This is a genomic window from Bosea sp. PAMC 26642 (assembly GCF_001562255.1).
GTDB lineage: Bacteria > Pseudomonadota > Alphaproteobacteria > Rhizobiales > Beijerinckiaceae > Allobosea.
This window is the reverse complement of the sequence record NZ_CP014301.1, coordinates 4,338,090-4,360,121: the sequence shown is the minus strand read 5'-3', so window position 1 is coordinate 4,360,121 and position 22,032 is coordinate 4,338,090. Positions and strand designations below refer to the sequence as shown.

Here is a 22,032-nt window from a genome sequence, read left to right as displayed (position 1 = left end):
TCATCAAAAGACGAACCCGAAGCCATGGTCGATCCGATCGCCTTCGGATCACCGGTCTTCGCGCAGGTTCGAGGCTGAAGCCACGTCGTGGGACGCCGGGAAGATGAAATGCCAATCAGACCTCTGACCGATCGGTGCTTCCTGACGGCGGCCTCTAGCGTTTGGGCCTCGCGCTCCCGTCGATGATCGTGAAATCGTCGCCATCAAGCCCCTTTCTGGGCGGCGCCTTTGCCGCCTCGGGTTCACCGGGACCGGCATTCTTGACCGCTGCGAAGCCGTCGGGGTCATCCTTTTCATAAGGCGCATGCGGCCCCGTCGCATGCGTCGAGAGCGGGTTGGGGCCAGCGCGTCGCTGCTCCTGCGCTCCCGTTTGCCCCGGTCGCTGCGGCGTGCGGTAGGTTGCCGGCGCATCGGTTGGTGGTTTGCCGATCGGATCGGTGGTCATCGCCCCATCTCCCATATTTTGCTTGCGTGTTTCCCGTGAGAGCAACGGCAGCGCACCCCAACTGTTCCGTGAAAATCACCGGACCGGGGCGGCCCCATTCAACAACTGCACAGGCCGATCGATGCGCAGACTGGCACATTGCTTGCTGACAGCCTCGCCAGTCCCGGCATAGCATCCGCGCTGGCAGCCCAGATGTCGTCAAGGAAGGCTTATCTCGTGACCGAACCCTGTGATCTCGGCGCCGTGGACGCGCGCGCCCTGATCGGCACCAAGAAATTATCCGCCCGCGAACTCGTCGAAAGCTGCATACGCCGCATCGATGCTGTCGATCCCGCGGTGAACGCCATGGTCGCGCGTGACGACGAGCGGGCTCGCGAGGCCGCCGCTGCGGCCGACGAAGCAACCATGCGTGGCGAGCCGCTCGGCGCGCTGCATGGCCTGCCCTTGGGTGTGAAGGATCTGGAGAACGTCGCGGGCCTGCGCACGACCTATGGCAGCCCGCTCTTCGCCGATTTCGTGCCGACGGAGGACCAGCTCATCGTCGCCAAGACCCGCAAGGCCGGCGCGATCGTGCTCGGCAAGACCAACACACCGGAATGGGGCGCCGGCGCCAATACCCGCAACGCGGTCTACGGCGCGACGGGAAATCCGTTCGATCCGATGAAATGCGCGGCGGGCTCATCGGGCGGCTCGGGCGTGGCGCTCGCGACCGGCATGGTGCCGATCGCGACCGGGTCCGACACCGGCGGTTCCCTGCGCAACCCCGCCGCCTATAACGGCATCGTCGGCTTCCGGCCGTCGCCTGGCCTTGTGCCGAGCGAAAAGCGCCCGCTCGGCTGGAATCCGCTGAGTGTGCTTGGCCCGATGGCGCGTACCGTCCCCGATCTATGCCTGCTGCTCTCGGCCATGGTCGGCGACGATGCCTGCGATCCGCTGGCGACGACGATCCATGGCAGGCAGGTGCGCCGCCCGGAGGATTTCGCAAGGCCGGACACGATCGACCTTGCTTCGCTCAAGGTCGCGGTCACGCCCGATTTCGGCTTCGCTCCGACGGAGACGCATATTCGCGAGGTTTTCGCCGACAAGATCGCCGCCTTTTCCTCGGTCTTCGCCGTGACGGAGGAGGCGACGCCCGACTGCACAGGCGCGGACGAGACCTTCGAGGTGCTGCGTGCGGTGTCGTTCCTGGCCGCCATGCATGAGCGGGTGCGCGATACGCCGGAGCTCGTCGGCCCCAATGTGCGCGCCAATGTCGAGGAAGGACTCCGCTACAACGCGCTCGACATCACCCGCGCACTCAAACAACAGACGGTGCTCTACAAGAACTGGCAGCGCTTCTTCGGCGGCTACGACGTCATCCTGACGCCTGCGGTCACGCTGAGCCCGCGGCCATGGTCGGAACTCTACCCGGCCGAGATCGACGGCAAGCCGACCCGAACCTATTTCCACTGGCTCGCCATGGCCTATGCCGTGACCAATGTCGGCCATCCGGCGATCTCGCTCCCCGTCGGGCTCGATCGCAACGGGATGCCATTCGGCCTGCAGATCGTCGGCCCACGCGGCGGCGACGCGAAGGTGCTTGCGGTCGCGGCCGCACTGGAGTCACTCTTGGCCGGCGACCCGCTGACCGCCCGCCCGGTTCCGGACATTGCAAGGCTTGAGCGTGCGCCGAAATTACGTGACAGCCCGAATTTCATGGGCTTCGACTAGGGATTTTCGACCAAGCGATCGTCGCGACGACCATAGAACGGGGAGAAGAGAATGAAGCGCCGTCAGTTTCTGCAAGGCACGGCTGCAGCCGCGCTGCTCTCTCCCGCGTTCGTCAAGGATGCACTCGCCCAGAGCCCCAACGCGACCGTGCTGAGGATGGCGCCTCAGGCCAACCTGACCTCACTCGACCCGGTCTGGACGACCGCGACCGTCACCAACAACCATGGCTATTACGTCTACGACACGCTTTATGGTGGCGATCTGAATCTCAAGCCGCAGCCGCAGATGGCGGAGGGCCACGAGATCTCCACGGACGGCAAGACCTGGAAGATCAGGTTGCGCGACGGGCTCGCCTTTCATGACGGCCAGCCCGTCAGGTCGGCGGACTGCATCCAGAGCCTGAAGCGCTGGGGTCAGCGCGATCCTTACGGTCAGCTGCTGCTCAAGGCGGTGGAAGCCTGGAACGCGCCAGACGAGCGCACGATCGAGATCAAGCTGACGCGGCCCTTCCCGATGATGCTCGACTGCCTCGCCAAGGCCGACAACCCGCCCTTCATCATGCCGGAGCGGCTGGCGCAGACCGACGCCACCAAGCAGGTCACCGAGATGACCGGTTCCGGTCCCTACAAGTTCGTGGCCGCGGAATACGTCTCCGGCAGCCGTGTCGTCTACGAGAAGAACGAGGCCTACAAGCCGCGCAGCGAACCGGCGAGCCGCAATGCCGGCGGCAAGGTCGCACACTTCAAGCGGATCGAGTGGCCGATCCTGCCCGATCCCGCCACGGCCGCGGCCGCGCTGACCAAGGGCGAGATCGACTGGTGGGAGCGCCCGCTCGCCGACCTGCAGCCCTTGCTGGCCAGGAGCCCGGACGTCACCCGCGAGGTGATCGACAAGGCCGGTCGCGGCTCGATCATGCGTCTCAACCACCTGCAGCCGCCCTTCAACAATCCGAAGGTCCGCGCCGCCGTCCGCATGGCGGTGAATCAGGAGGACTATATGCGTGCGTCGCAGGGCGACGACACCACGACCTGGCAGGTCTGCCGCAATCTCTGGTGGCGCGGCACGCCCTATTATACGGGCGAACTCGAGGATCTGATGCCGCAGAGCCTCGACAAGGCGAAGGTGGCGCTGAAGGCGTCAGGCTATAATGGCGAGAAGGTCCTCATCATCAACCCGACCGACTTCCCCGATATCGGCCCGCTTGGCGACGTGACCTTCGAACTGCTCAAACAGCTCGGCATGAACGTCGAGATGGCGGCGAGCGACTGGGGCACCGTGATCCAGCGCCGCAACAGCCGGGAGCCGGTCGAGAAGGGTGGCTGGAGCATTTTCCACACCACCGGTGCCGCCATCGGCTGGGGCAATCCGGCCCTGTCGAATCTCGTCCGCGGACCGGGCGAGAAGGGCTGGTTCGGCTGGTGGACGAACGCCCAGGCCGAGCAACTCGCAGAAGAATGGCTCTATGCCCCAGACGAAGCCGCGCAGAAGAAGGCGGCGGTGACGCTCGGTCGGCTGGCACTGGAGGAATGCGGAACCATCCCGCTCGGCCAGTTCGTCATCCGCACGGCGTATCGCAAGACCCTGACCGGAATGCTGCCGGGCTCGGCGCCATATCCCTGGGGTCTGAAGCGCGTCTGAGCGGTCCCTGTAGGTCGGAGGTCGCGTTCGAAAACCAAAGCCTGCGCCGGAACGGCGCAGGCTTTTCGGTTTGAGGCGCGTGCTGGTCAGCCCCGTTGCTCGACCCGGCGGGTCGTCCCCAGATGAAGCAACCTTTGGCTGGTTCGCCTGTTAAGCCAAGCCTGTGAAACCCCTGCAAATCTCGCCAAGTCCCGCTGGACCCTATAAGCGAGCAGCATCGCTGCATGGACTGAGGAAAGCCCCCGATGACGTCGACAATCAGCCCACTCGCGGGAAAACGGCTCGATCCTAGCCAGCTCGTCGATATTGCCCGGTTGACCCAGGCCTATTTCGACCGTCCCGATCCGGCCGAGCCCACACAGCGCGTCGCCTTCGGCACCTCGGGACATCGCGGCTCGTCCTTCCTGCTCTCCTTCAACGAGGCCCATATCCTAGCGATCGCGCAGGCGATCTGCCTCTATCGTCGGCAGAACGGCATCGACGGCCCTCTCTTCCTCGGGATCGACACCCATGCGCTGTCGCGGCCGGCCTTCGAGACGGCGCTCGAAGTGTTCGCGGCCAATGGCGTGGTCGCTATGGTCGACGAGCATCTGCGCTTCACACCGACGCCGGTGATCTCACACGCGATCATCGCGCATAATCGCGGCCGCAGCGCGGGACTGGCCGATGGCGTGGTGATCTCGCCCTCGCACAATCCGCCGGCCGATGGCGGCTTCAAATACAATATGCCCCATGGCGGCCCGGCCGATACCGACGCCACCGGCTGGATCGAGCGCAAGGCCAATGAACTGATGGCCGGCGGGCTCGCCGGCATTGAGCGCATGCCCTACCCGAAGGCGCTCGCCTCGGAATTCGTCCGCAAGCACGACTACGTCACTCCTTATGTCGAGGATCTCGCGGCGATCGTCGATATGGAGGCGATCCGGTCATCGGGCGTCAGCATCGGCATCGACCCGCTCGGCGGCGCCGGGCTGGACTATTACGCGCCGATCATCGAGCGCTATGGCATCAAGGCGACCATCGTCGACACCACGCTCGATCCGACCTTCGCCTTCATGCCTGCGGATTGGGACGGCAAGATCCGGATGGACTGTTCCTCGCCCTATGCGATGACCCATCTGATCGGCATGAAGGACCGCTTCGACGTCGCCTTCGCCAATGATACAGATGCCGACCGGCACGGCATCGTCACCCGCAGCGGCGGGCTGATGAACCCCAACCATTACCTGGCGACGGCCATCGCCTATCTTTTCACGAACCGTCCGGGCTGGCGCAGCGATGCGGCGATCGGCAAGACCATCGTCAGCAGCGCGATGATCGACCGCGTCGCCGGCAAGCTCGGGCGCCGGCTGGTCGAAGTTCCTGTCGGGTTCAAATGGTTCGTCGACGGACTCTCTGACGGCAGCTTCGGCTTCGGAGGCGAGGAAAGCGCGGGCGCATCCTTCCTGCGCCAGGACGGCACAAGCTGGACCACCGACAAGGACGGCATCATTCTCGGCTTGCTCGCGGCCGAAATCACCGCCAGCACGGGATCGGACCCCGGCGAGCGCTATGTCGGTCTGACGAAGGAACTCGGCGAGCCGCATTACGCCCGCATCGACGCAGCTGCCACGCCCGCGCAAAAGGCCATCCTGAAGACCTTGTCGCGCGAGCAGATCAAGACCGAGACGTTGGCCGGCGAGCCGATCACGGCGATCCTGAGCGAGGCGCCCGGCAATGGCGCAGCGATCGGCGGCGTCAAGGTCGTGACCGGCGATGGCTGGTTCTGCGCCCGCCCCTCGGGCACCGAGGAGGTCTACAAGATCTACGCCGAGAGTTTTCGCGACGAGGCGCATCTGCGCCGGATCCAGGACGAGGCGCAAGCGGTCATCGCCGAGGCCTTCACGGCGGCCTGAGCCGCCGCGCCGCCAGCGTCAAGGGCAGAGATAACCCCTCTGCCCGTCCGGAACGCAGCGCGATCCGTTCGGCAGATTCAAGGCACCCGACCGGTCACGGCGGACATACGCCCCATTGGGAAGTTCGAAGCCGCCGGACTGATCCACGGTGACCCGCGCGCCGTCGGGGAGAATCAAGCCGCCTGCGCCATCGTTGGCAATGCGCTTGACCGAGCCGGCAACGGGGGCCGGCTCGGGATCGATCACCGTGATGCGGCGCTGTGAATCGACGCAGGCCGACATCAGGGCGGTGCATCCGAGCAAAACCAGAAAACCTGCTGGACGTGTCATGATTGGGTGAGCTCCGCGTGATTGCATTCAGCGCCGTAAAGCGCCCGTGCCGGGATGAGATCGAGCGCGATGTTGTCGTCCGCGCCACGAGACTCAACGCGCTTCGGATCGGCCAGTTTCGTCAGAGCGGCCTTTATGTCTGATTGCATTGTCGTCTTTGCGTTCATCCGCTCTGCCTCCCTTCTGGCTTCCAACGCCTCGACAGCGCTTCGGCTTATTGCGCGGCCAGTCCTTTAATTATTGTGACGCCTGATGCGGCAATCGCATGGCCGCAGCGGGGCGCAGCGCAAAAAGCGGCTGCCGTGAGCCGCAAGAAGGGGTACTGAACGGACGCCTTTTTGCGGGACCCAATGAAGATGTCGCAAAGACGGCCGACGGCTTAGCCGCCGATGTTGAACGCAGCCAGCGCCGCCATGTTGACGATGTCGGAATCTTTGGCGCCGAGCGGCACGATCTGGACCGGCTTGTCGAGGCCAACGATCAGCGGGCCGATCACGGTCGAGCCGCCGAGCTCCTGCAGCATCTTGGTCGATATCGAGGCCGAATGGAACGCCGGCATGATCAACACGTTCGCCGGCCCGGTCAGACGGCAGAACGGATATTGCGCCATCAGGTCGCGGTTGAGGGCGACATCGGCCGCCATCTCGCCGTCATACTCGAAATCGACGCGCTGAGCGTCGAGCAGCTTGACCGCCTCGCGCACCTTCTCGGAGCGCTCTCCGGCGGGATGGCCGAAGGTCGAGAAGGCGAGCATCGCGACCTTGGGCTCGTAGCCGAGCCTGCGCGCGACGCCCGCGGCCTCGATCGCGATCTCGGACAGCTGCTGCGCCGTCGGCATCTCGGTGATCGCCGTGTCAGCGACGAGCACGGTGCGTTCGCGCGAGAGCACGATCGAGATGCCGATCAGGCGATGGCCCGGCCGGTCGTCGATGACGCGCCGGACCTCTTCCAGCGCGATGGAGTAGTTGCGGGTCACGCCGGTGACCATCGCGTCGGCATCGCCTAAGGCGACCATGGCAGCGGCGAAATGGTTGCGGTCCTGGTTGATCAGGCGCTGGCAGTCGCGGAACAGGTAGCCGTGGCGCTGCAGCCGCTCGTAGAGATACTGCGCATAGGCCGAATTGCGCTTCGACAGCCGCGCGTTCTGGATCTCGATGCCCTTGGCGGCGAGATCCACGCCGAGGCCGGCGGCGGTTTCGTTGATGCGCTCCTCGCGTCCGACCAGGATCGCCTTGCCGAGTTCCTGCCCGACGAAGGACATCGCCGCGCGGATGACCTGCTCCTCCTCGCCCTCGGCGAAGACGACACGCTTGGGGTAGCGCCGCACCCGCTCGAAGATCCGGTTCAGCGTACCGGCGATGGGATCGCGCCGCGCCGAGAGCTGGGCCTTGTAGGCGGGAATGTCGACGATCGGCTTGCCTGCGATGCCGGTCTCCATCGCGGCCTTGGCGACCGCCACCGGCACGACATGGATCAGCCGTGGATCGAACGGCACCGGGATGATGTAGTCCTTGCCGTAGCGCGGGCGGGCGCCCTGATAGGCGGCAGCGACCTCGTCGGGAACATCTTCGCGCGCCAGCGAGGCCAAGGCTTCGGCGGCGGCGATCTTCATCTCCATATTGATGGTCCGGGCGCGCACATCGAGCGCGCCCCGGAAGATATAGGGAAAGCCAAGGACGTTGTTGACCTGGTTGGGGTAGTCCGACCGCCCTGTCGCCATGATGGCGTCGTCGCGCACCGCCGCGACCTCCTCGGGCGTGATCTCCGGATCGGGATTGGCCATCGCGAAGATGATCGGATTGGGCGCCATCGAGGCGACCATTTCGGGCGTCACCGCGCCTTTCTGCGACAGGCCGAAGAAGGCATCGCAGCCATCCATCGCCTGCGCCAGCGTACGCCGGTCGGTGACGGCGGCGTGGCCCGACTTCCACTGGTTCATGCCCTCGGTACGGCCCTGGTAGATCACGCCCTTGGTGTCGCAGAGGATGACGTTGTCGGGCTTGAAGCCCATCGCCTTGAGCAATTCAGTGCAGGCGATGGCGGCAGCGCCCGCGCCGTTGATGACGAGGCGGGTCGATTTGATGTCGCGCCCGGTCAGGTCGAGCGCATTGATCAGGCCAGCGGCGGCGATGATCGCGGTTCCGTGCTGGTCGTCATGGAAGACGGGAATATCCATCAGTTCGCGCAGGCGCTGCTCGATGATGAAGCATTCCGGTGCCTTGATGTCCTCGAGATTGATGCCCCCGAAGGACGGGCCGAGATAGCGGACCGCGTCGATGAACTTGTCGGCATCTTCGGTATCGACCTCCAGATCGATCGAATCGATGTCGGCGAAGCGCTTGAAGAGGACAGCCTTGCCTTCCATCACCGGCTTGGAGGCAAGCGCACCGAGATTGCCGAGCCCAAGAATCGCCGTCCCGTTGGTGATCACGGCGACGAGGTTCGAGCGCGTCGTGTAGTCGTAGGCTTTCGAGGGATCCGCTGCGATCGCCAGCACCGGCACGGCGACGCCGGGCGAATAGGCCAGCGACAGGTCGCGCTGCGTGGCCATCGGTTTGGTCGGGACGATCTCGAGTTTGCCGGGCCGTCCCTGTGAATGGAAGAGCAGGGCCTCCTGGTCGGTGAAGGTGGGGCGGGCGCGTTTGATCGGCGGCTGGTCTGACATGCGATTGTTCTTTTTGAGCGTTTCCTGAAGGAGGCGGACCATACGGGAAGGCCCTGCCCCACCACAAGGCGCACGGCACGATCAATCGTCATGCGACGCCTGAATGAGGCCCATCGCGCGATTGTCAGAGCCGGCCGCGAACGCTCTTGACGAATTCGCCGACATAGTGGTCGAGCGCCAGGGTCTGCTCCCCGACCTGGCGCGCAACCTCGACGACACGAGCGGCGGCGTCCCCCGTGGTGCGGGCCTCATTGCCGACGGTTCCGACGCTGGTCGTGACGGCATTGGTGCTGCCGGCCACGGCCTGTGCATCGGCCGCGATGGTCGAGGCAATGTCGGCCTGCCGGCTGACCACATCGGCGATGATGCCCGAGGTCTGCTCGATCGTCGTCATGGTGCCTTCGATATGGGCGACGGCCTCCGACGCGGTCGCCGCCGCGCCGCGGATGTCCTGCAGCGTCTCCGCGATGTCGCGGGTCGCCTTCTGCGTCTGTTCGGCGAGGTTCTTGACCTCGCCTGCGACGACGGCGAAGCCGCGACCGGCGGCGCCGGCGCGGGCGGCCTCGATCGTCGCGTTCAACGCCAGCAGATTGGTGCGCTGCGCGATGTCCTCGATAAAATCGAGCACCGCGCTGACCTTGTCCGCGGCATCTGTCAGGCCGGCGACATCGCGACGCGTGCTGCGGACATAGCTCGCCGCATCGCGCACCGTCTGGTCTGCATGGGACGTTTGCCGTGTGAGTTCGCGAATCGAGGCGTCGATCTCCTCGGCGGCGACGGCGACGCTGCTGACCCGCAGCGAAGCCCCCTCCGCTTCCTTCGTCACGTCGACGGCGCGCAGGGTCGTCTGGTTGGCGCTGGCGGCCATACGGGTCGCGGCCTCCTGCATCCCCTCCACCGAACGCCCGACCTCCTGGAGCGCCTTGCCCACGGTCACCTCGAGCTGGTCGGCAAGTTCCCCAAGTGCCGCCTTGCGGCTGTCATCGACCGTGCGGCGCCGATCCTCCAGGCTCCGCTCGGCCGTGACATCAGTCAGGATTCCGTCCCAGCAGACCGAACCGTCGGGCATATGGCGCGCCGCGGCGTCGGTCCGCAGCCACACGATCGATCCATCGTCGCGGCGGTGGCGAGCCTCGAATCGCCAGGGTGCCGTCGAATGCTCCGCGGCGAGCCGTTTATTCGCCTTGTCGAGCGTCTCGCGATCCTCCGGCACCATCCAGCGAAGCCAGCTCGTCGGATCGCGCTCGACTTCCTCGCGCGTGACGTCGAGCAGCTTCTCGATGCCGGTGCTGGCGAATTTGTAGGACACCGCCCCACTCGGCTTGATGACCTTCTGATAGAGTACGCCCGGTGTGTTGGCGGTGAAGGCCTCGAGCCGGCTCAGGGTCTCGACGCGCTCTGCGTCGGCACACAGCAGGAAAACCACAAGCCCGGTGCCGATGAAATTCAGGATCATCATCGTCAGAACCACCTCGCGCAGCGATATCAGAATGCTCACGAAATCAGGCAGGAATACTGACGAAAGGGGCACCGAAACGGCTGCGATCAGGCCAGGTATCCAGAAATCACGGACAACGAGCTGATGCCTCCAGCGGACCGCATAAGTCCAGAACATCAGGCCGCCGGTGACGCAGATCGCCATGCCAACGAGGCCGCCCGTCATCCCGATGCCACCTTGGGCGATGCGTAGGGCTGCTACAGGCACCAGCGACAGAATCGCGCCGACAGGCCCGCCGAAAACCGCGGCCAGGACCAGGACGGCGTTGCGCGCGTCGAAGATGATACCCGGCGACACGACCACCGGATCCATCATCCCTGCCACGCCGGCGATCGCGAAGACAACGCCGACAATGCCGTCACGGAACCATGGCGGGCGATCGACCCGCGGCAAAAGCAGCGTCAGCGCGAGCGCTGCAAGCAGCACGAATGACAGGCATCCGATCAGATTCAGAACAGTCGCCATGCGGGGCTTTCAGCCGATAGTGTAATGCAGTTCTAGTTTCAATTGTTGAAAGCCGTCCTAACAGGTGGCGGCGCGCGCGGTTTTTGCTAGCGTCCGCCGGCCATGCGCCATGACATCACCGCTTCCGCCAAAATCGCCGAGCAGCCTGAGATTCGGGCCATTGCCGCCGCGAGTGCCGATGCCAGCCGCGTGACGCCGATGATGGCGCAATACATCGAGATCAAGGCCGCCAATCCCGATTGCCTGCTGTTCTACCGGATGGGCGATTTCTACGAGCTGTTCTTCACCGATGCCGAGATCGCCTCGCGCACACTCGGCATCGTGCTGACCAAGCGCGGCAAGCATCAGGGCGAGGACATTGCCATGTGCGGTGTGCCGGTCGAGCGCGCCGACGATTATCTTCAACGTCTGATCGCTGCCGGCCACCGCGTCGCCGTCTGCGAACAGATCGAGGATCCAGCCGAAGCAAAGAAGCGCGGCCCCAAATCGGTGGTGCGGCGCGACGTCGTCAGGCTCGTCACGCCCGGCACGATCACCGAGGAGCGGCTGCTCGAGCCCGGCCGTGCCAGCCTGCTGCTGGCAGTGGCGCGACGCAAGGCGAGCGAGGCCGGCGCGCTCTACGGCTTGGCGGCGATCGATATTTCGACGGGCCGCTTCAGCGTGATGGAAACGGCACAGGAGGGGCTGGCGATCGAATTCGCAAGGCTGGAGCCGCGCGAGATCGTCTGCCCCGACGCGATCTACGACGACCCGGAGCTGAAGGCCTTCTGGCGCGAGGTCGCCGTGCCGGTGACGCCGCTGGCACGCGAGGGCCTTGATGCGGCATCGGCCGAGCGGCGCCTGCGCGAGTTCTTCGGCGTCGCCACGCTCGATGCCTTCGGCACGTTTTCGCGTGCCGAGATCGCGGCGGCCGGCGCGGCGCTTGCCTATGTCGAGCGCACGCAGTTCGGCGCGCGCCCGCCGCTCTCGCCGCCGGTGCGCGATGCCGGCAGCGCGACCATGTTGATCGATGCTGCGACGCGCGCCAATCTCGAACTGACGCGGACGCTGTCGGGCGAGCGCTCCGGCAGCCTGCTCGCCGCGATCGACCGCACGGTGACGCCGGGCGGAGCGAGGCTTTTGGCCGAGAGACTGGCCGGGCCACTGACGAACCCGGCCACGATCGGCGCGCGGCACGACGCCGTCGAGATGCTCGTCGCCGACAGCGCACTACGTGACGATCTGCGCCGTGCGCTTGCCCGCGTTCCCGACGTCGCCCGTGCCCTCGCGCGACTAGCGCTCGATCGCGGCGGCCCTCGCGACCTTGCCGCGCTCGGCGGAGGCCTGAGCGCGGCACGCGAGATCGCCGCACTGCTGGGCGGCAGGCAGAACCTACCGGAGGACCTGTCCAATGCCGCGCGGGCGCTTGCACGGACCGACCCGGTTCTGCCTGCCAGACTGACCGAAACGCTGGCCGAGGAACTGCCGCTCAACCGCCGCGACGGTCGCTTTGTCCGCGAGGGGTACGATCCCGCGCTCGACGAACTCCGGCTGCTGCAGGTCGATTCCCGCAAGGTCATCGCGCAGTTGCAGGCGCGCTATGCCGCCGAGACCGGCTGCCGTACGCTCAGGATCAAGCATAATTCCATGCTCGGCTATTTCGTCGAGGTGCCCCAGGCCGTCGGCGAGGAGTTCCTGAAGGAACCCTGGCGCGCGACCTTCGTCCACCGCCAGACGATGTCGGATGCGATGCGCTTCTCTTCGATCGAACTCGGCGGGCTCGAGGCCAAGATCGCTTCAGCCGCCGACCGAGCGTTAAAGCTCGAACTTTCGGTCTTCGCTTGGCTGAACGAGGCGGTTCTGGCCGATGCCGAGCCCATCAAGCAGGCGGCGCTCGCACTAGCCGAAATCGACGTCGTCGCCGGGCTGGCTGATCTCGCGATCCGCGAAGGCTGGACCCGCCCGAGCATCGATTCGAGCGCGGCCTTCGCCATTATGGGCGGGCGCCATCCCGTCGTCGAAGCCGCGCTGAGGCGCGACGGCAAGCCCTTCGTCGCCAACGATACCGAATTGTCGCCGCCGGACACGAAGGGCGACGGCGGACGAATCTGCCTGATCACCGGCCCGAACATGGCCGGCAAATCGACCTTCCTGCGGCAGAACGCGCTGATCGCCGTGCTGGCGCAGATGGGCGCCTTCGTGCCCGCAGTGAGCGCCCATATCGGCATCGTCGACCGGCTGTTCTCCCGCGTCGGCGCCGCCGACGACCTGGCGCGCGGGCGCTCGACCTTCATGGTCGAGATGGTCGAGACGGCCGCGATCCTGAACCAGGCGGGGCCGCGCGCGCTGGTCATTCTTGACGAGATCGGGCGCGGCACCGCGACTTTCGACGGTCTCTCGATCGCCTGGGCCGCGATCGAGCATCTGCACGAGATCAATCGCTGCCGGGGCCTGTTCGCGACGCATTATCACGAGCTAACCGCCTTGGGCGATCGGCTCGCACGCGTCACCAACGCCACCGTGCGCGTGACCGAATGGAACGGCGAGGTCATCTTCCTGCACGAGGTCGTGGCCGGGGCTGCCGACCGCTCCTACGGCATCCAGGTCGCAAAACTCGCCGGCCTGCCGCCAGCCGTGGTCGAGCGGGCCCGCGCGATCTTGAGCGAACTGGAGAAGACCGAGCGCGAAAAGCCGGTCGCCTCGCTGGTCGATGATTTGCCGTTGTTCGCTGTCCCGCTCAGGCGGCAGGCTCAGCCTGCGCCGGCTTTGCCGGCCGAAGACCCGCTGCGGGTGGCGCTCGGTGGGCTCGACCTCGACGAAATGACGCCGCGAGAGGCGCTGGAGGCGCTGTATCGGTTGAAGGGGCTGGGGTGAGGAGCAAAGCGTCTTCAGCTACTGCAACTCGCGTTCCCAGTCCCGACGCTCGTGGAGAACACGCAAAAGCAGGATGTCGTCGCCCTCGACAGCATAAACAATCACGTGACTGCCGTGGAAATGGACGCGAACTGGCGGACTGATTTCCAGGCGCTCCCGCGCCATTGAAGGCATAGTCTCCAATAGCTCGAAGCACGCGGACAGCTTGGCGGCATAAATCTCCGCCTGCTTCGTACCGAAGCGCTGCGCGCTTTCAAGAAAGATATTAATCAGATCCGCTTCAGCTTGCGGTGTGCGCTTAACCGGCATCGAGACCCATGGCTCTCGCGCGGCGACGGGCTTCGTCCCACACCTCGTCCAGCGTTCGCGTACTGATCCCGCTGGCCCGCCCCTCATCGACCAGGCGCTGGAATTCCGCGATCTTCTCCCGCCGCTCCTGATCCCGCCGAATCAGATCGCGCACATAATCGCTGGCGTTTCCGTACCGCCCCGTCTCGGTCTGGGCCTCGACCCAGGCCTTCATCTGGTCGGGCAGGGATACGTTCATGGTCGCCATGGCGGGTCTCCTTCGCGGCGACCTTAGCGCTTTTGGCAAAGATTGCCAATCAGACCGTGCCAGTGGGCCGCCTCATGCTCGTGATCGCGCCAAAACTTTTCGCCTGAATCCGGTCGCGGGCCACGCGCAGCGGCTCACTCATCACGGTCATCGAATAGGCTGTGGCGTGCAGCAGGGTCGTCGCATCGGTCATGATGCCGACATGGCCTTTCCAGAAGACGAGGTCGCCCCGCTGCAGGCCTTCCAGTCCCTCGTCCAAGGGGAGGCTTTCGCCGATCCCCGCTTCAAGCATGTCGGAGTCGCGGGGGGAGGCGATCCCGGCCGCCGCGAGCGAAAGCTGCGTCAAGCCGGAGCAGTCCAAACCGAGGCTGGTCTTGCCGCCCCACAGATAGGGAACGTGCAGGAAGCGTTCTGCGACCGCGACGAAATCGGGCTCGAACACATCGATCGGCTGGAGATGCGCCCGCCAGACATGGCCGCCATCGGCCAGCACGCTGAAATCCCCGGATTCGCGGAACACTGCCACGCCGGCCCCGAGCGACAGCGCGTCCACAGGCGGAAGTTTCATGGAGGCGCCCGGATACACGAAGGTCCGCAAGGCGCAGACGCGATGCGTCGGGGCGGGGATATCCTTGCGCAGCACGTTGTCGGGCAGATACCCGACATAGCCGTCCGATTCGAGCTGGCCCCAGGCCCAGCCCTCGAAAACCTCGTAGACCTGCACCAATTCGCCGGCCAGCGCCTCGGTGTCGAGCGGCGCGTCGGGCCGCGGTTCGCGGCGCAGGGGGGCAGAAGAAGAGATGACCCGTTTGGGGACGGGATCGACGAATTCGCGTGCCTCGACCTGGCCCAGCAGATGGCGGGCGGCGAGATCAGGGCGGGCGGGCGTGAGGCGGCGGTCGAGAATCGTGGTCATCGCGGCAATCTAGCCGGGACCGGCGCGCGCGCGAAGCGGTCAGGAACCGCCGATCTCGCGCGCCCGCTCCACCACCCGGTCGGCCAGCCCTTCCACGGCCAGCGCGCCTGCGACCGTGCGCTGGATGATAACGTTGCGGCGATCGAACTCGTCGCGCTTGCGGCTGACGAGGCCGAGCTTGCCCATCGTATCGAGCGCCCGCGTGATCACCGGCTTGGTGACGCCGAGCTGTGCCGCGAGCCCGCGCACGGTATGGGGCGGCAGTTCGAGATAAATGGTCAGCAGGATCGCCGTCTGTCGGGCCGAGAGATCGGCCTGGCCGTCGCGGACCAGATCGAGATGCACCTGCCGCCAGAGCCTGAGCGCCTGCGAGGGCCTGATCTCCAACGGCATGATACGGCGCAATCCCGATCGTTACGGGTCCGTATCATTATCGCAGTTGCGAAGCGGCGCAACCAGGATCCTGCAAGAGGCTTAACCAGCAGGATAAAGCTGCTTCGCCAGTGCATAGGTCAGGCGCGCCGCTTGGCATTCACCACCCTCGGGACGGCCGGGCTTGGCGGAAGGGTTCCAGGCGAAGATGTCGAAATGCGCGTAGGAGCTGGCCTTCTCGACGAAGCGGTTCAGGAACAGCGCCGCGGTGACCGAGCCCGCGTGGCTGCCGCCTGAAACATGGTTGAGGTCGGCGATCCTGGAATCGAGCAGCCCGTCATAGGCTGGCCAGAGGGGCATCCGCCAGACCGGGTCGTTCACGGCCATGCCGAGGCGGCCGATCTCCTGCGCCAGTCCCTCGTCATGCGTGTAGAAGGGCGGCAGATCCGGCCCGAGCGCGACGCGGGCCGCACCCGTCAGCGTCGCGAAGTCGATCAGCAGTTCGGGAGCCTCCTCGTCGGCCAGCGCGAGCGCGTCGGCCAGGATCAGTCGGCCCTCGGCATCGGTGTTGCCGATCTCGACCGAAAGACCCTTGCGGCTAGGCAGCACGTCGCCAGGGCGGAAGGCGTTGCCGGAGACGGCGTTTTCGACTGCCGGCACGAGCAGGCGCAGGCGTACCGGCAGCCGGGCCAGCATGATCATGCGCGCGGCTGCGATCGCAGCCGCTGCCCCGCCCATGTCCTTCTTCATCAGCAACATGCCGGCCGAGGGCTTGAGGTCGAGACCGCCGGTGTCGAAGGCGACCCCCTTGCCGACCAGCGTCAGCCTGGGATGGCCGGGATCGCCCCAGACCAGATCGACGAGCCGGGGCTCGCGCGGCGATGCACGGCCGACCGCATGGATCATCGGGAAATTCCTGGCCAGCAACTCGTCTCCAACGATGCTGGTGACGGTTGCGCCGCAGGTCTGTCCGAGATCGCGGATCGCGGCCTCGATCTCAACCGGGCCCATGTCGTTGGCGGGCGTGTTGACGAGATCGCGCGCCAGCCCGACCGATTCGGCGATGATGCTCAGTTCCTCGCCATCGACGCCGTCCGGCACGACAAGGCGGGCCAGAGCCGGCGCCGGCTTGCGGTAGCGCTCGAAGCGGTAGCCCTGCAGCAGCCAGCCGAGAGCGGCCAGGCCGTAGTCGTCGATATCGCCGGTGAGCGCGTAGTCGCCGACCGGCAGCAGGGCTGCGAGCCGGCCGGGCGCGAAGGGGTCGCGCCGGCGTGCCTCGGCCGGCTCGACGCCGAGCAGCACCGCCGCCATCGCGCCCGTCGCGTCCGGCAGGATCAGGTACTGTCCTGGCCGCGCCGAAAAGCCCTGCGCCTCGGCGAAGCGCCGGCCTTCTTGGCCGAGATCCGCCATCAGCGCCGGCCAGCCGGTTTTCGACACGATATGGACAGGAACGGCGGCAGGCGAAGCGGCGATGAGGAGGCTGTGCACGAGGAGACGATCCTGTCGAAGGAGCCGGCGATGGGTGCCGGTTAAGAATGCATTAGGGTTAACGTTTTATCACCGGAGCGACCAGACCCCGCCCTATGTCGAGGCGCAGCGACCGATGTCTTCAAGCCTTCCAGCACCTGTCCGCCGCCTTCGCCGTGCCGGCCTTCCCGCCCTGATCTGCCTCGCCGCGCTGGCCTTGGCCGGCTGCCAGAGCCGGACTAGCGCCAGCCTCGGCGACGTCACCGGCTCGATCGGCAAGAGCGCGACGCAGCCGCGCAATGCAACCGAATGGCGCAGCGAGAGCGACAGATGGGGCAAGCGCTACGAGGCCAATGCCAAGGACCGCGACGCGGCCTTCTACTATGCGCGTGCGCTGCGCGGGCTCGACCAGAACGCCCAGGCACTGGCGGTGCTGCAGGGCGCGGTGCTGACCCATTCCAACGACCGCGAGATGCTGGGCGCCTATGGCCGCTCGCTCGCCGACAATGGTCGCCTCAAGGAGGCCGACGAGGTGCTGTCTCGCGCGCATTCGCCCGAGCAGCCGGACTGGCGCATCCTCTCGGCGCAGGGCACCGTCGCCGACCAACTCGGCGAGCATGACCGCGCGCAGCAGATCTATCAGGCGGCCCTCAAGATTGCGCCGGGCGAATCGACGGTGATGTCCAATCTCGGGCTGTCGCTGGCCTTGTCGAAGCGCCTACCGGAAGCCGAACGCGTCCTCAGCGAAGCCGTCGCGACCGGACGCGGCGATGCCCGAATCCGCCAGAATCTCGTCCTCGTGCTCGGCCTGCAGGGCCGCTTCGGCGAAGCCGAGGCGCTGGCACGCCAGGATCTGAGCCCGGAGGAGGCCGCCGCGACCGTCGCCTATCTCAAGCGCAGCGTCAGCCAGCAGAACAGCTGGGAGTTGCTGAAGGGCGGCGCCGGACGGGCGAAGCCGGCCGCGGCCGCACGCACGAAGCCGCAGGCGGCGAGCGAGGCTTCGCCGGGCTGAAGTACGGCGTCCGGAAACTCAGTCAGGCGCCCACCTTCGCCAGCACGTCGGCGCGCAGAAAGCGCTCGATAAACAGCATGAACAGCACTGACGGCACGAGCAGGATCAGCGCCGTGATCGAGGCGACCTGATAATTGCCGCCCATCGCCGCGTTGTAGAGCAGCAGCGGCAGCGTCGTGACCTGCGGCACGCCGACGAAGAAGGTGCCGGTGAACTCGTCGAGCGATTCGAGAAACACGAAGATGCCGCTGGCGATGATGCCAGGCGCCGCCAGCGGCAGCGTGACGGTAAAGAAGGCGCGCAGCGGCGAGGCCCCGATATTGCGGGCCGCCAGTTCCAGATCCTTGTCGACCGCTGCGAAGGCCGCCGCCGCGATCCAGACGGAAAACACCAGGCCATGGGTAGCATGGACGAGCACGACGGCGAAAACCGTGCCGTTGATGCCGATATTGTAGAAGATCCGCGCGACATTGATGTAGATCGCCACCGACGGAAACGCCTGCGGCAGCAGGAACATCACCATGAACAGCGCCCGCATCGGCAGCTTCAGCCGCGCCAGCGCGTAGCCCGCCGGGATCGACAAGGCGAGCGCCAGCACGACCGTCAGGACCGCAATCCAGACCGAGGTGCCGAGCGATGCCATGGCATCGCCCGTCGGGCGGAAGACCTGTTCCCAGTAGCGCGTGCCATAGGTCACGGGCAGCTTGTAGGGCGTGTACCAGCGTTCGGCCACGGACCAGAGCGCGAGGTTGGCGAGCGGGCCGATCAGCACGAAGGCGAAGGCCGCGAGCAGGCCGGCGGCCAGCACCATGCGGGCGGACGAGACGAGGCGGGTCATCGCGGCGCCTCCTGCGACAGGCCTCGCCTGAGGTAGAGGATCGCGGCGCCCGCGCTGATCAGATAGGTGATGACGCCGAGCGCATTGGCGGTGGCGTAGTCGCCATAGGCGTTGATCCGGAAGGCCATATCGACGGTCAGCATGGTCGGCTGCGAGCCCGACACCATCATCGGCACCGACAGCACCGACAGCATCGTCACGAAGGACAGCACGAGCGCGACCAGCAGCGTCGGCATCACCTGCGGCAGCGCCAGTTCGAGCAGGACGCGAACCCGCGAGGCGCCGAGATTGCGGCCGGCCTCCAGCGTCGCCCGGTCGATCGAGGCGAGCGCGCCGGCCAGCAGCAGCGCGACGAAGGGCGTCTGCTTCCAGACGAAGGTTGCGATGATGCCGCGCCAGTCGAGGAAGCTCACCGCCTGCAGCGGCTCCATCAGCCCCAGCGAGACGAAGGTGTTGTTCATCAGCCCGTTCTTGGCCAGGAAAGTGCGCATGCACTGCGCCGCCACGATGAAGGGGATGAACAGCGGCCAGCGATAGAGCGCCTTCAGTGTGCCGACGATGAAGCGGTTCTCGCCCAGCGTCAACGTGCCGGCGATGACGATCGCGGCGAGCGCGGTCAGCGCGCAGGAGGCCAGGACGATGACAACCGTGAAGACGATGTCGGTGGAGTAGAGTTCGAATGCCTTGGCGAACCATTCCAGCGTGAACGACCCATCCCTGGTGAAGGCCGAGACCAGCGAGAAGCCGAGCGGATACAGAAACAGCGCCGCGACGAGCGCGAGGCCCGGAGCGATCAGGATCAGCGCCAGATTGCGTTGGGAGAGCATGGGCGGCGCCGGTTGGGGATAGGGAACGGCCCGGCAACGTGCCGGGCCGATGATGAAACGTCAGACTGAAAACGAGCTCGGAACCACCGCCGTCATCCCGGACGCAGCGAAGCGGAGATCCGGGATCCATCGTAGAGAACGACAGCGCTCTATGATGGATCCCGGATCGGCGCCGCTGCGCGGCTTGTCCGGGATGACGACGTGTTTCCGAGGCCTACCGTCTCAGTTCGAGACCTTCTTCTCGTAGCCCTCGAGGATGTCGTTGAAGTAGGGCGCGATCGGGAAGGCCTTGCCGTTCTTGGCGAGATCGGCCGGGGTCACGTCGGTGAAGAGCTTGTCCCAGGCGGCCTTGTCGAGCTTGCCTTCGAGGTTCTTGGCATCGATACCCGGATACCAGTTGAACTTCTTGACGATGCCGTCGGCCTGCACCTGCGGGCTGGTGGCGAGCGCGATGAAGGCCTCGGCCAGCTTTTTCTGGGCCGACTTTTCGGGGACCGCGTAATACATCGGCTGGCCGGGCATACCGGGCGAGACGAGCTTGAGCTTCATGTTCGGCGGCAGCTTGCCGTCGGCCTGCCAGGAATAGAACATGTCGACCCAGACCGGGCCGATCGCAATCTCGCCGCGGTTCAGCATGTCGAGCGTGCCGGCATTGCCGGGCGTGATGACGGCGTTCCTGTTGAACTCCTTAAGGTCGGCGAAGGCCTTGTCCCAGGTGGTCTTGGTGGCCGCGTCATAGGGGCCCTTGATCAGCTTGTCGGCGTCGCCGCCGAAGGCATAGACCCAGCCGGCGACGAAGGAGACGCCCGACATGCCGCCCTTGATACCGTTATAGCCGAACTGCTTGGGGTTCTTCCTGGCCCATTCGGCGAGTTCCGCGAAGGTCGCCGGCGGCGTCTTGACCATGTCGGCGTTGTAGGCGAGCGCCGTCTGCGACTGGAACATCGGGATGACGTAGCCGGTCACGTCGGAGCCAAGCGCGTTTTTCGTCGCCTCGCCGGTGGCGAGCTTCGCGGTCTCGACATTGCCGGTGTATTTGTTCAGCAGGCCATCCTTCACCATCGTGCCGGCGGCTTTCTGGTGGATCACGACGACGTCGAAATCGGCCGCGGCGGCACCCTTCTGGGCGTCGAGCTTCTCGAAGATCTTCTGCGAGCCGGAATCGCCGGCGCCGGTGCCGACCGAGACGACCTTCACGCCGGGATGAGCCTTCTCAAACATCGGCCCGAGATAGTCCTTGACGTAGTCGACCATGTTCTGGTCGCCGGCCGAAGCCACGTTGAGCGTCTGGGCCGAGAGCGGCGAGGCCGCCATCAGCGCCGCGAGCGAGCAGGCAATCGTGAGGATGCGCATGGGTCGGGTTCCTTTTTGGTCGAGTTCGGTCAGGCGGCGATCCCGGCCTCGGATGCCGGGAAGATGTGGAGGCGCTGCAGCGGAATGCGCAGGCCGATTGTGGTTCCGGGTTCGTGGCGATGAGAGTCGTCGACGGTGATCTGGCGGCCCGCTGCCTCGACGCGGTAGCGGTAGACTCCGCCGGGATAAGCACGTGCCGCGATCCGCCCGGGGACGACGAGGTCGCCCGAAGCGGGGGCGTCCGTCGCATCGAGGCAAGCGACGTCGTCGCGGAAATAGGCGACGGCGTCTCCCGTCGACAAAGCCGCCGAGGCTTGTCCGGCAAGCGTCGCGGTCGCGTCGCCTGCGCGCAGCGAGGCTCCGCCTTCCGAACGCTGCACCTGCAGCGGCAGGACATTCTCTGCCCCCATGAAATTGGCCACGAATGCGGTCGCAGGATGGTCGTAGACGTCCTCGGGGGTGCCGACCTGCGCGATCGTGCCAGCCTGCATGATCACCAGCCGGTCGGCCATGGTCATGGCCTCCTCGCGGTCATGCGTGACATGGACAGCCGTGAGGCCGAGCCGCTGCTGGATCGCACGGATCTCGTGGCGCATCGTCATGCGGATTTTTGCGTCGAGATTCGACAGCGGCTCGTCGAGCAAAAGAATGCCGGGATCGATCGCCAAGGCGCGGCCGAGAGCGACGCGCTGGCGCTGACCGCCCGACAGGGCGGTAACCTTGCGGTCCTCGTAGCCGGCGAGCCCCAGCATGGCGAGGAGTGCCGTTACCTTGCCAGCGATCTCGGTCCTGGATGCGCCGCGCAGCTTCAGCCCGTAGCCGATGTTCTGCAGCACGGTCATATGCGGCCAGAGCGCATAGGACTGAAACACCATGGCCATGCCACGCTTCTCTGGCGGCAACGTCGCGATATCCTTTCCGCCAACGACGATCGAACCGGATTCGACAGGCACGAAACCGCTCAGCGAACGCAGCAGCGTAGTCTTGCCGCAGCCGGACGAACCAAGAAGGGCGGTGAAGCTGCCGGGCGTGAAATCGAGGCTGACACCGTGCAGCACCCGCGTGCCGCCATAGGCGACATGCAGGTCGCGCACGGCAATGGCCGCACCGCTGCCCTGCCCGTACTGCAAGTCCATCGGCAAGATGCCATCTCCCTGACCGCGATCTTTTGCGGAATTATTGGAACGTCTCT

Annotated in this window: 19 protein-coding genes; 5 read left to right on the top strand and 14 right to left on the bottom strand. The window is 65.9% G+C overall.

Annotated features, from left to right (window positions below; all coding sequences use genetic code 11):
* Positions 1-154 precede the first annotated feature (154 nt).
* The gene (locus AXW83_RS20915) at positions 155-445 is read right to left on the bottom strand and encodes a hypothetical protein (RefSeq protein WP_066616764.1); all 291 of its coding nucleotides are present in this window, start codon (positions 443-445) and stop codon (positions 155-157) included.
* A gap of 216 nt (positions 446-661) precedes the next feature.
* Here AXW83_RS20915 and AXW83_RS20910 point away from each other — a divergent pair, with 216 nt between their 5' ends.
* The 3 genes from AXW83_RS20910 (at position 662) to pgm (ending at position 5,688) form a co-directional block, all read left to right on the top strand.
* Positions 662-2,155, top strand: a complete 1,494-nt coding sequence (locus AXW83_RS20910; RefSeq protein WP_156640249.1) for an amidase — start codon at positions 662-664, stop codon at positions 2,153-2,155.
* Positions 2,156-2,206: 51 nt separating this feature from the next.
* Positions 2,207-3,793, top strand: coding sequence for an ABC transporter substrate-binding protein (locus tag AXW83_RS20905; RefSeq protein ID WP_066616762.1), 1,587 nt, complete (start codon positions 2,207-2,209; stop codon positions 3,791-3,793).
* Between the two features lie 245 nt (positions 3,794-4,038).
* On the top strand, positions 4,039-5,688 hold the full coding sequence (pgm, locus tag AXW83_RS20900; RefSeq protein WP_066616761.1) for a phosphoglucomutase (alpha-D-glucose-1,6-bisphosphate-dependent): 1,650 nt from the start codon (positions 4,039-4,041) through the stop codon (positions 5,686-5,688).
* An 18-nt stretch (positions 5,689-5,706) separates the two neighbouring features.
* On the opposite strand, the gene AXW83_RS20895 is transcribed toward pgm, so the two are convergent.
* From AXW83_RS20895 to AXW83_RS20885, 4 genes are all read right to left on the bottom strand, one after another.
* Complete coding sequence (locus tag AXW83_RS20895) at positions 5,707-5,970, bottom strand: hypothetical protein (protein WP_066616760.1); 264 nt, start codon at positions 5,968-5,970, stop codon at positions 5,707-5,709.
* Between the two features lie 44 nt (positions 5,971-6,014).
* The gene (locus AXW83_RS27255; RefSeq protein ID WP_156640247.1) at positions 6,015-6,185 is read right to left on the bottom strand and encodes a hypothetical protein; all 171 of its coding nucleotides are present in this window, start codon (positions 6,183-6,185) and stop codon (positions 6,015-6,017) included.
* A 212-nt stretch (positions 6,186-6,397) separates the two neighbouring features.
* Positions 6,398-8,683 (bottom strand): NADP-dependent malic enzyme, encoded by a 2,286-nt coding sequence (locus AXW83_RS20890; protein WP_066620982.1) that lies wholly within the window; start codon positions 8,681-8,683, stop codon positions 6,398-6,400.
* A gap of 124 nt (positions 8,684-8,807) precedes the next feature.
* Positions 8,808-10,646, bottom strand: coding sequence for a methyl-accepting chemotaxis protein (locus AXW83_RS20885; RefSeq protein WP_066616758.1), 1,839 nt, complete (start codon positions 10,644-10,646; stop codon positions 8,808-8,810).
* Positions 10,647-10,748: 102 nt separating this feature from the next.
* On the opposite strand from AXW83_RS20885, the gene mutS reads away from it, so the two are divergent.
* Entirely contained in the window at positions 10,749-13,499 is a 2,751-nt protein-coding gene (mutS, locus tag AXW83_RS20880; protein ID WP_082767292.1) for a DNA mismatch repair protein MutS, read from the top strand.
* A gap of 18 nt (positions 13,500-13,517) precedes the next feature.
* Here mutS and AXW83_RS20875 read toward each other — a convergent pair whose 3' ends face one another.
* The 5 genes from AXW83_RS20875 to AXW83_RS20855 all read right to left on the bottom strand — a co-directional run bounded on the left by AXW83_RS20875 (position 13,518) and on the right by AXW83_RS20855 (position 16,753).
* Complete coding sequence (locus tag AXW83_RS20875) at positions 13,518-13,808, bottom strand: type II toxin-antitoxin system RelE/ParE family toxin (protein ID WP_066616756.1); 291 nt, start codon at positions 13,806-13,808, stop codon at positions 13,518-13,520.
* Entirely contained in the window at positions 13,798-14,055 is a 258-nt protein-coding gene (locus tag AXW83_RS20870; RefSeq protein ID WP_066616753.1) for a type II toxin-antitoxin system ParD family antitoxin, read from the bottom strand. Before AXW83_RS20870 ends, AXW83_RS20875 begins: the two co-directional genes overlap by 11 nt.
* Before the next feature lie 49 nt (positions 14,056-14,104).
* A complete protein-coding gene (locus tag AXW83_RS20865; RefSeq protein WP_066616750.1) occupies positions 14,105-14,971 on the bottom strand; it encodes a C40 family peptidase in 867 nt (288 codons plus the stop codon).
* Positions 14,972-15,010: 39 nt separating this feature from the next.
* Positions 15,011-15,364 carry a MarR family transcriptional regulator gene (locus tag AXW83_RS20860; protein WP_066616742.1) on the bottom strand — a complete coding sequence of 118 codons (354 nt, stop codon included), beginning with the start codon at positions 15,362-15,364 and terminating at the stop codon, positions 15,011-15,013.
* Positions 15,365-15,445: 81 nt separating this feature from the next.
* Positions 15,446-16,753, bottom strand: a complete 1,308-nt coding sequence (locus tag AXW83_RS20855) for a leucyl aminopeptidase family protein (RefSeq protein WP_082767537.1) — start codon at positions 16,751-16,753, stop codon at positions 15,446-15,448.
* Between the two features lie 193 nt (positions 16,754-16,946).
* Between AXW83_RS20855 and AXW83_RS20850 the strand changes: the two genes are divergently transcribed.
* Complete coding sequence (locus tag AXW83_RS20850; RefSeq protein WP_066616740.1) at positions 16,947-17,822, top strand: tetratricopeptide repeat protein; 876 nt, start codon at positions 16,947-16,949, stop codon at positions 17,820-17,822.
* 22 nt (positions 17,823-17,844) lie between these two features.
* On the opposite strand, the gene AXW83_RS20845 is transcribed toward AXW83_RS20850, so the two are convergent.
* The 4 genes from AXW83_RS20845 to AXW83_RS20830 form a co-directional block, all read right to left on the bottom strand.
* Entirely contained in the window at positions 17,845-18,660 is an 816-nt protein-coding gene (locus AXW83_RS20845) for an ABC transporter permease (RefSeq protein ID WP_066616738.1), read from the bottom strand.
* Complete coding sequence (locus tag AXW83_RS20840) at positions 18,657-19,487, bottom strand: ABC transporter permease (RefSeq protein WP_066616732.1); 831 nt, start codon at positions 19,485-19,487, stop codon at positions 18,657-18,659. The genes AXW83_RS20845 and AXW83_RS20840 overlap by 4 nt, the downstream gene beginning before the upstream one ends.
* Before the next feature lie 222 nt (positions 19,488-19,709).
* Positions 19,710-20,840, bottom strand: coding sequence for an ABC transporter substrate-binding protein (locus AXW83_RS20835; protein WP_066616730.1), 1,131 nt, complete (start codon positions 20,838-20,840; stop codon positions 19,710-19,712).
* 29 nt (positions 20,841-20,869) lie between these two features.
* The gene (locus AXW83_RS20830) at positions 20,870-21,976 is read right to left on the bottom strand and encodes an ABC transporter ATP-binding protein (protein ID WP_066616728.1); all 1,107 of its coding nucleotides are present in this window, start codon (positions 21,974-21,976) and stop codon (positions 20,870-20,872) included.
* Positions 21,977-22,032 lie beyond the last annotated feature (56 nt).

Bases quoted from the DNA above. Each gene is read 5' to 3' on its own strand.
- AXW83_RS20915 (WP_066616764.1), bottom strand. From the start codon at position 445: ATGACCACCGATCCGATCGGCAAACCACCAACCGATGCGCCGGCAACC.
- AXW83_RS20905 (WP_066616762.1), top strand. From the start codon at position 2,207: ATGAAGCGCCGTCAGTTTCTGCAAGGCACGGCTGCAGCCGCGCTGCTC.
- pgm (WP_066616761.1), top strand. From the start codon at position 4,039: ATGACGTCGACAATCAGCCCACTCGCGGGAAAACGGCTCGATCCTAGC.
- AXW83_RS20895 (WP_066616760.1), bottom strand. From the start codon at position 5,970: ATGTCGGCCTGCGTCGATTCACAGCGCCGCATCACGGTGATCGATCCC.
- AXW83_RS27255 (WP_156640247.1), bottom strand. From the start codon at position 6,185: ATGAACGCAAAGACGACAATGCAATCAGACATAAAGGCCGCTCTGACG.
- AXW83_RS20890 (WP_066620982.1), bottom strand. From the start codon at position 8,683: ATGTCAGACCAGCCGCCGATCAAACGCGCCCGCCCCACCTTCACCGAC.
- AXW83_RS20885 (WP_066616758.1), bottom strand. From the start codon at position 10,646: ATGGCGACTGTTCTGAATCTGATCGGATGCCTGTCATTCGTGCTGCTT.
- mutS (WP_082767292.1), top strand. From the start codon at position 10,749: ATGCGCCATGACATCACCGCTTCCGCCAAAATCGCCGAGCAGCCTGAG.
- AXW83_RS20875 (WP_066616756.1), bottom strand. From the start codon at position 13,808: ATGCCGGTTAAGCGCACACCGCAAGCTGAAGCGGATCTGATTAATATC.
- AXW83_RS20870 (WP_066616753.1), bottom strand. From the start codon at position 14,055: ATGGCGACCATGAACGTATCCCTGCCCGACCAGATGAAGGCCTGGGTC.
- AXW83_RS20865 (WP_066616750.1), bottom strand. From the start codon at position 14,971: ATGACCACGATTCTCGACCGCCGCCTCACGCCCGCCCGCCCTGATCTC.
- AXW83_RS20860 (WP_066616742.1), bottom strand. From the start codon at position 15,364: ATGCCGTTGGAGATCAGGCCCTCGCAGGCGCTCAGGCTCTGGCGGCAG.
- AXW83_RS20855 (WP_082767537.1), bottom strand. From the start codon at position 16,753: ATGGCGGATCTCGGCCAAGAAGGCCGGCGCTTCGCCGAGGCGCAGGGC.
- AXW83_RS20850 (WP_066616740.1), top strand. From the start codon at position 16,947: ATGTCTTCAAGCCTTCCAGCACCTGTCCGCCGCCTTCGCCGTGCCGGC.
- AXW83_RS20845 (WP_066616738.1), bottom strand. From the start codon at position 18,660: ATGACCCGCCTCGTCTCGTCCGCCCGCATGGTGCTGGCCGCCGGCCTG.
- AXW83_RS20840 (WP_066616732.1), bottom strand. From the start codon at position 19,487: ATGCTCTCCCAACGCAATCTGGCGCTGATCCTGATCGCTCCGGGCCTC.
- AXW83_RS20835 (WP_066616730.1), bottom strand. From the start codon at position 20,840: ATGCGCATCCTCACGATTGCCTGCTCGCTCGCGGCGCTGATGGCGGCC.
- AXW83_RS20830 (WP_066616728.1), bottom strand. From the start codon at position 21,976: ATGGACTTGCAGTACGGGCAGGGCAGCGGTGCGGCCATTGCCGTGCGC.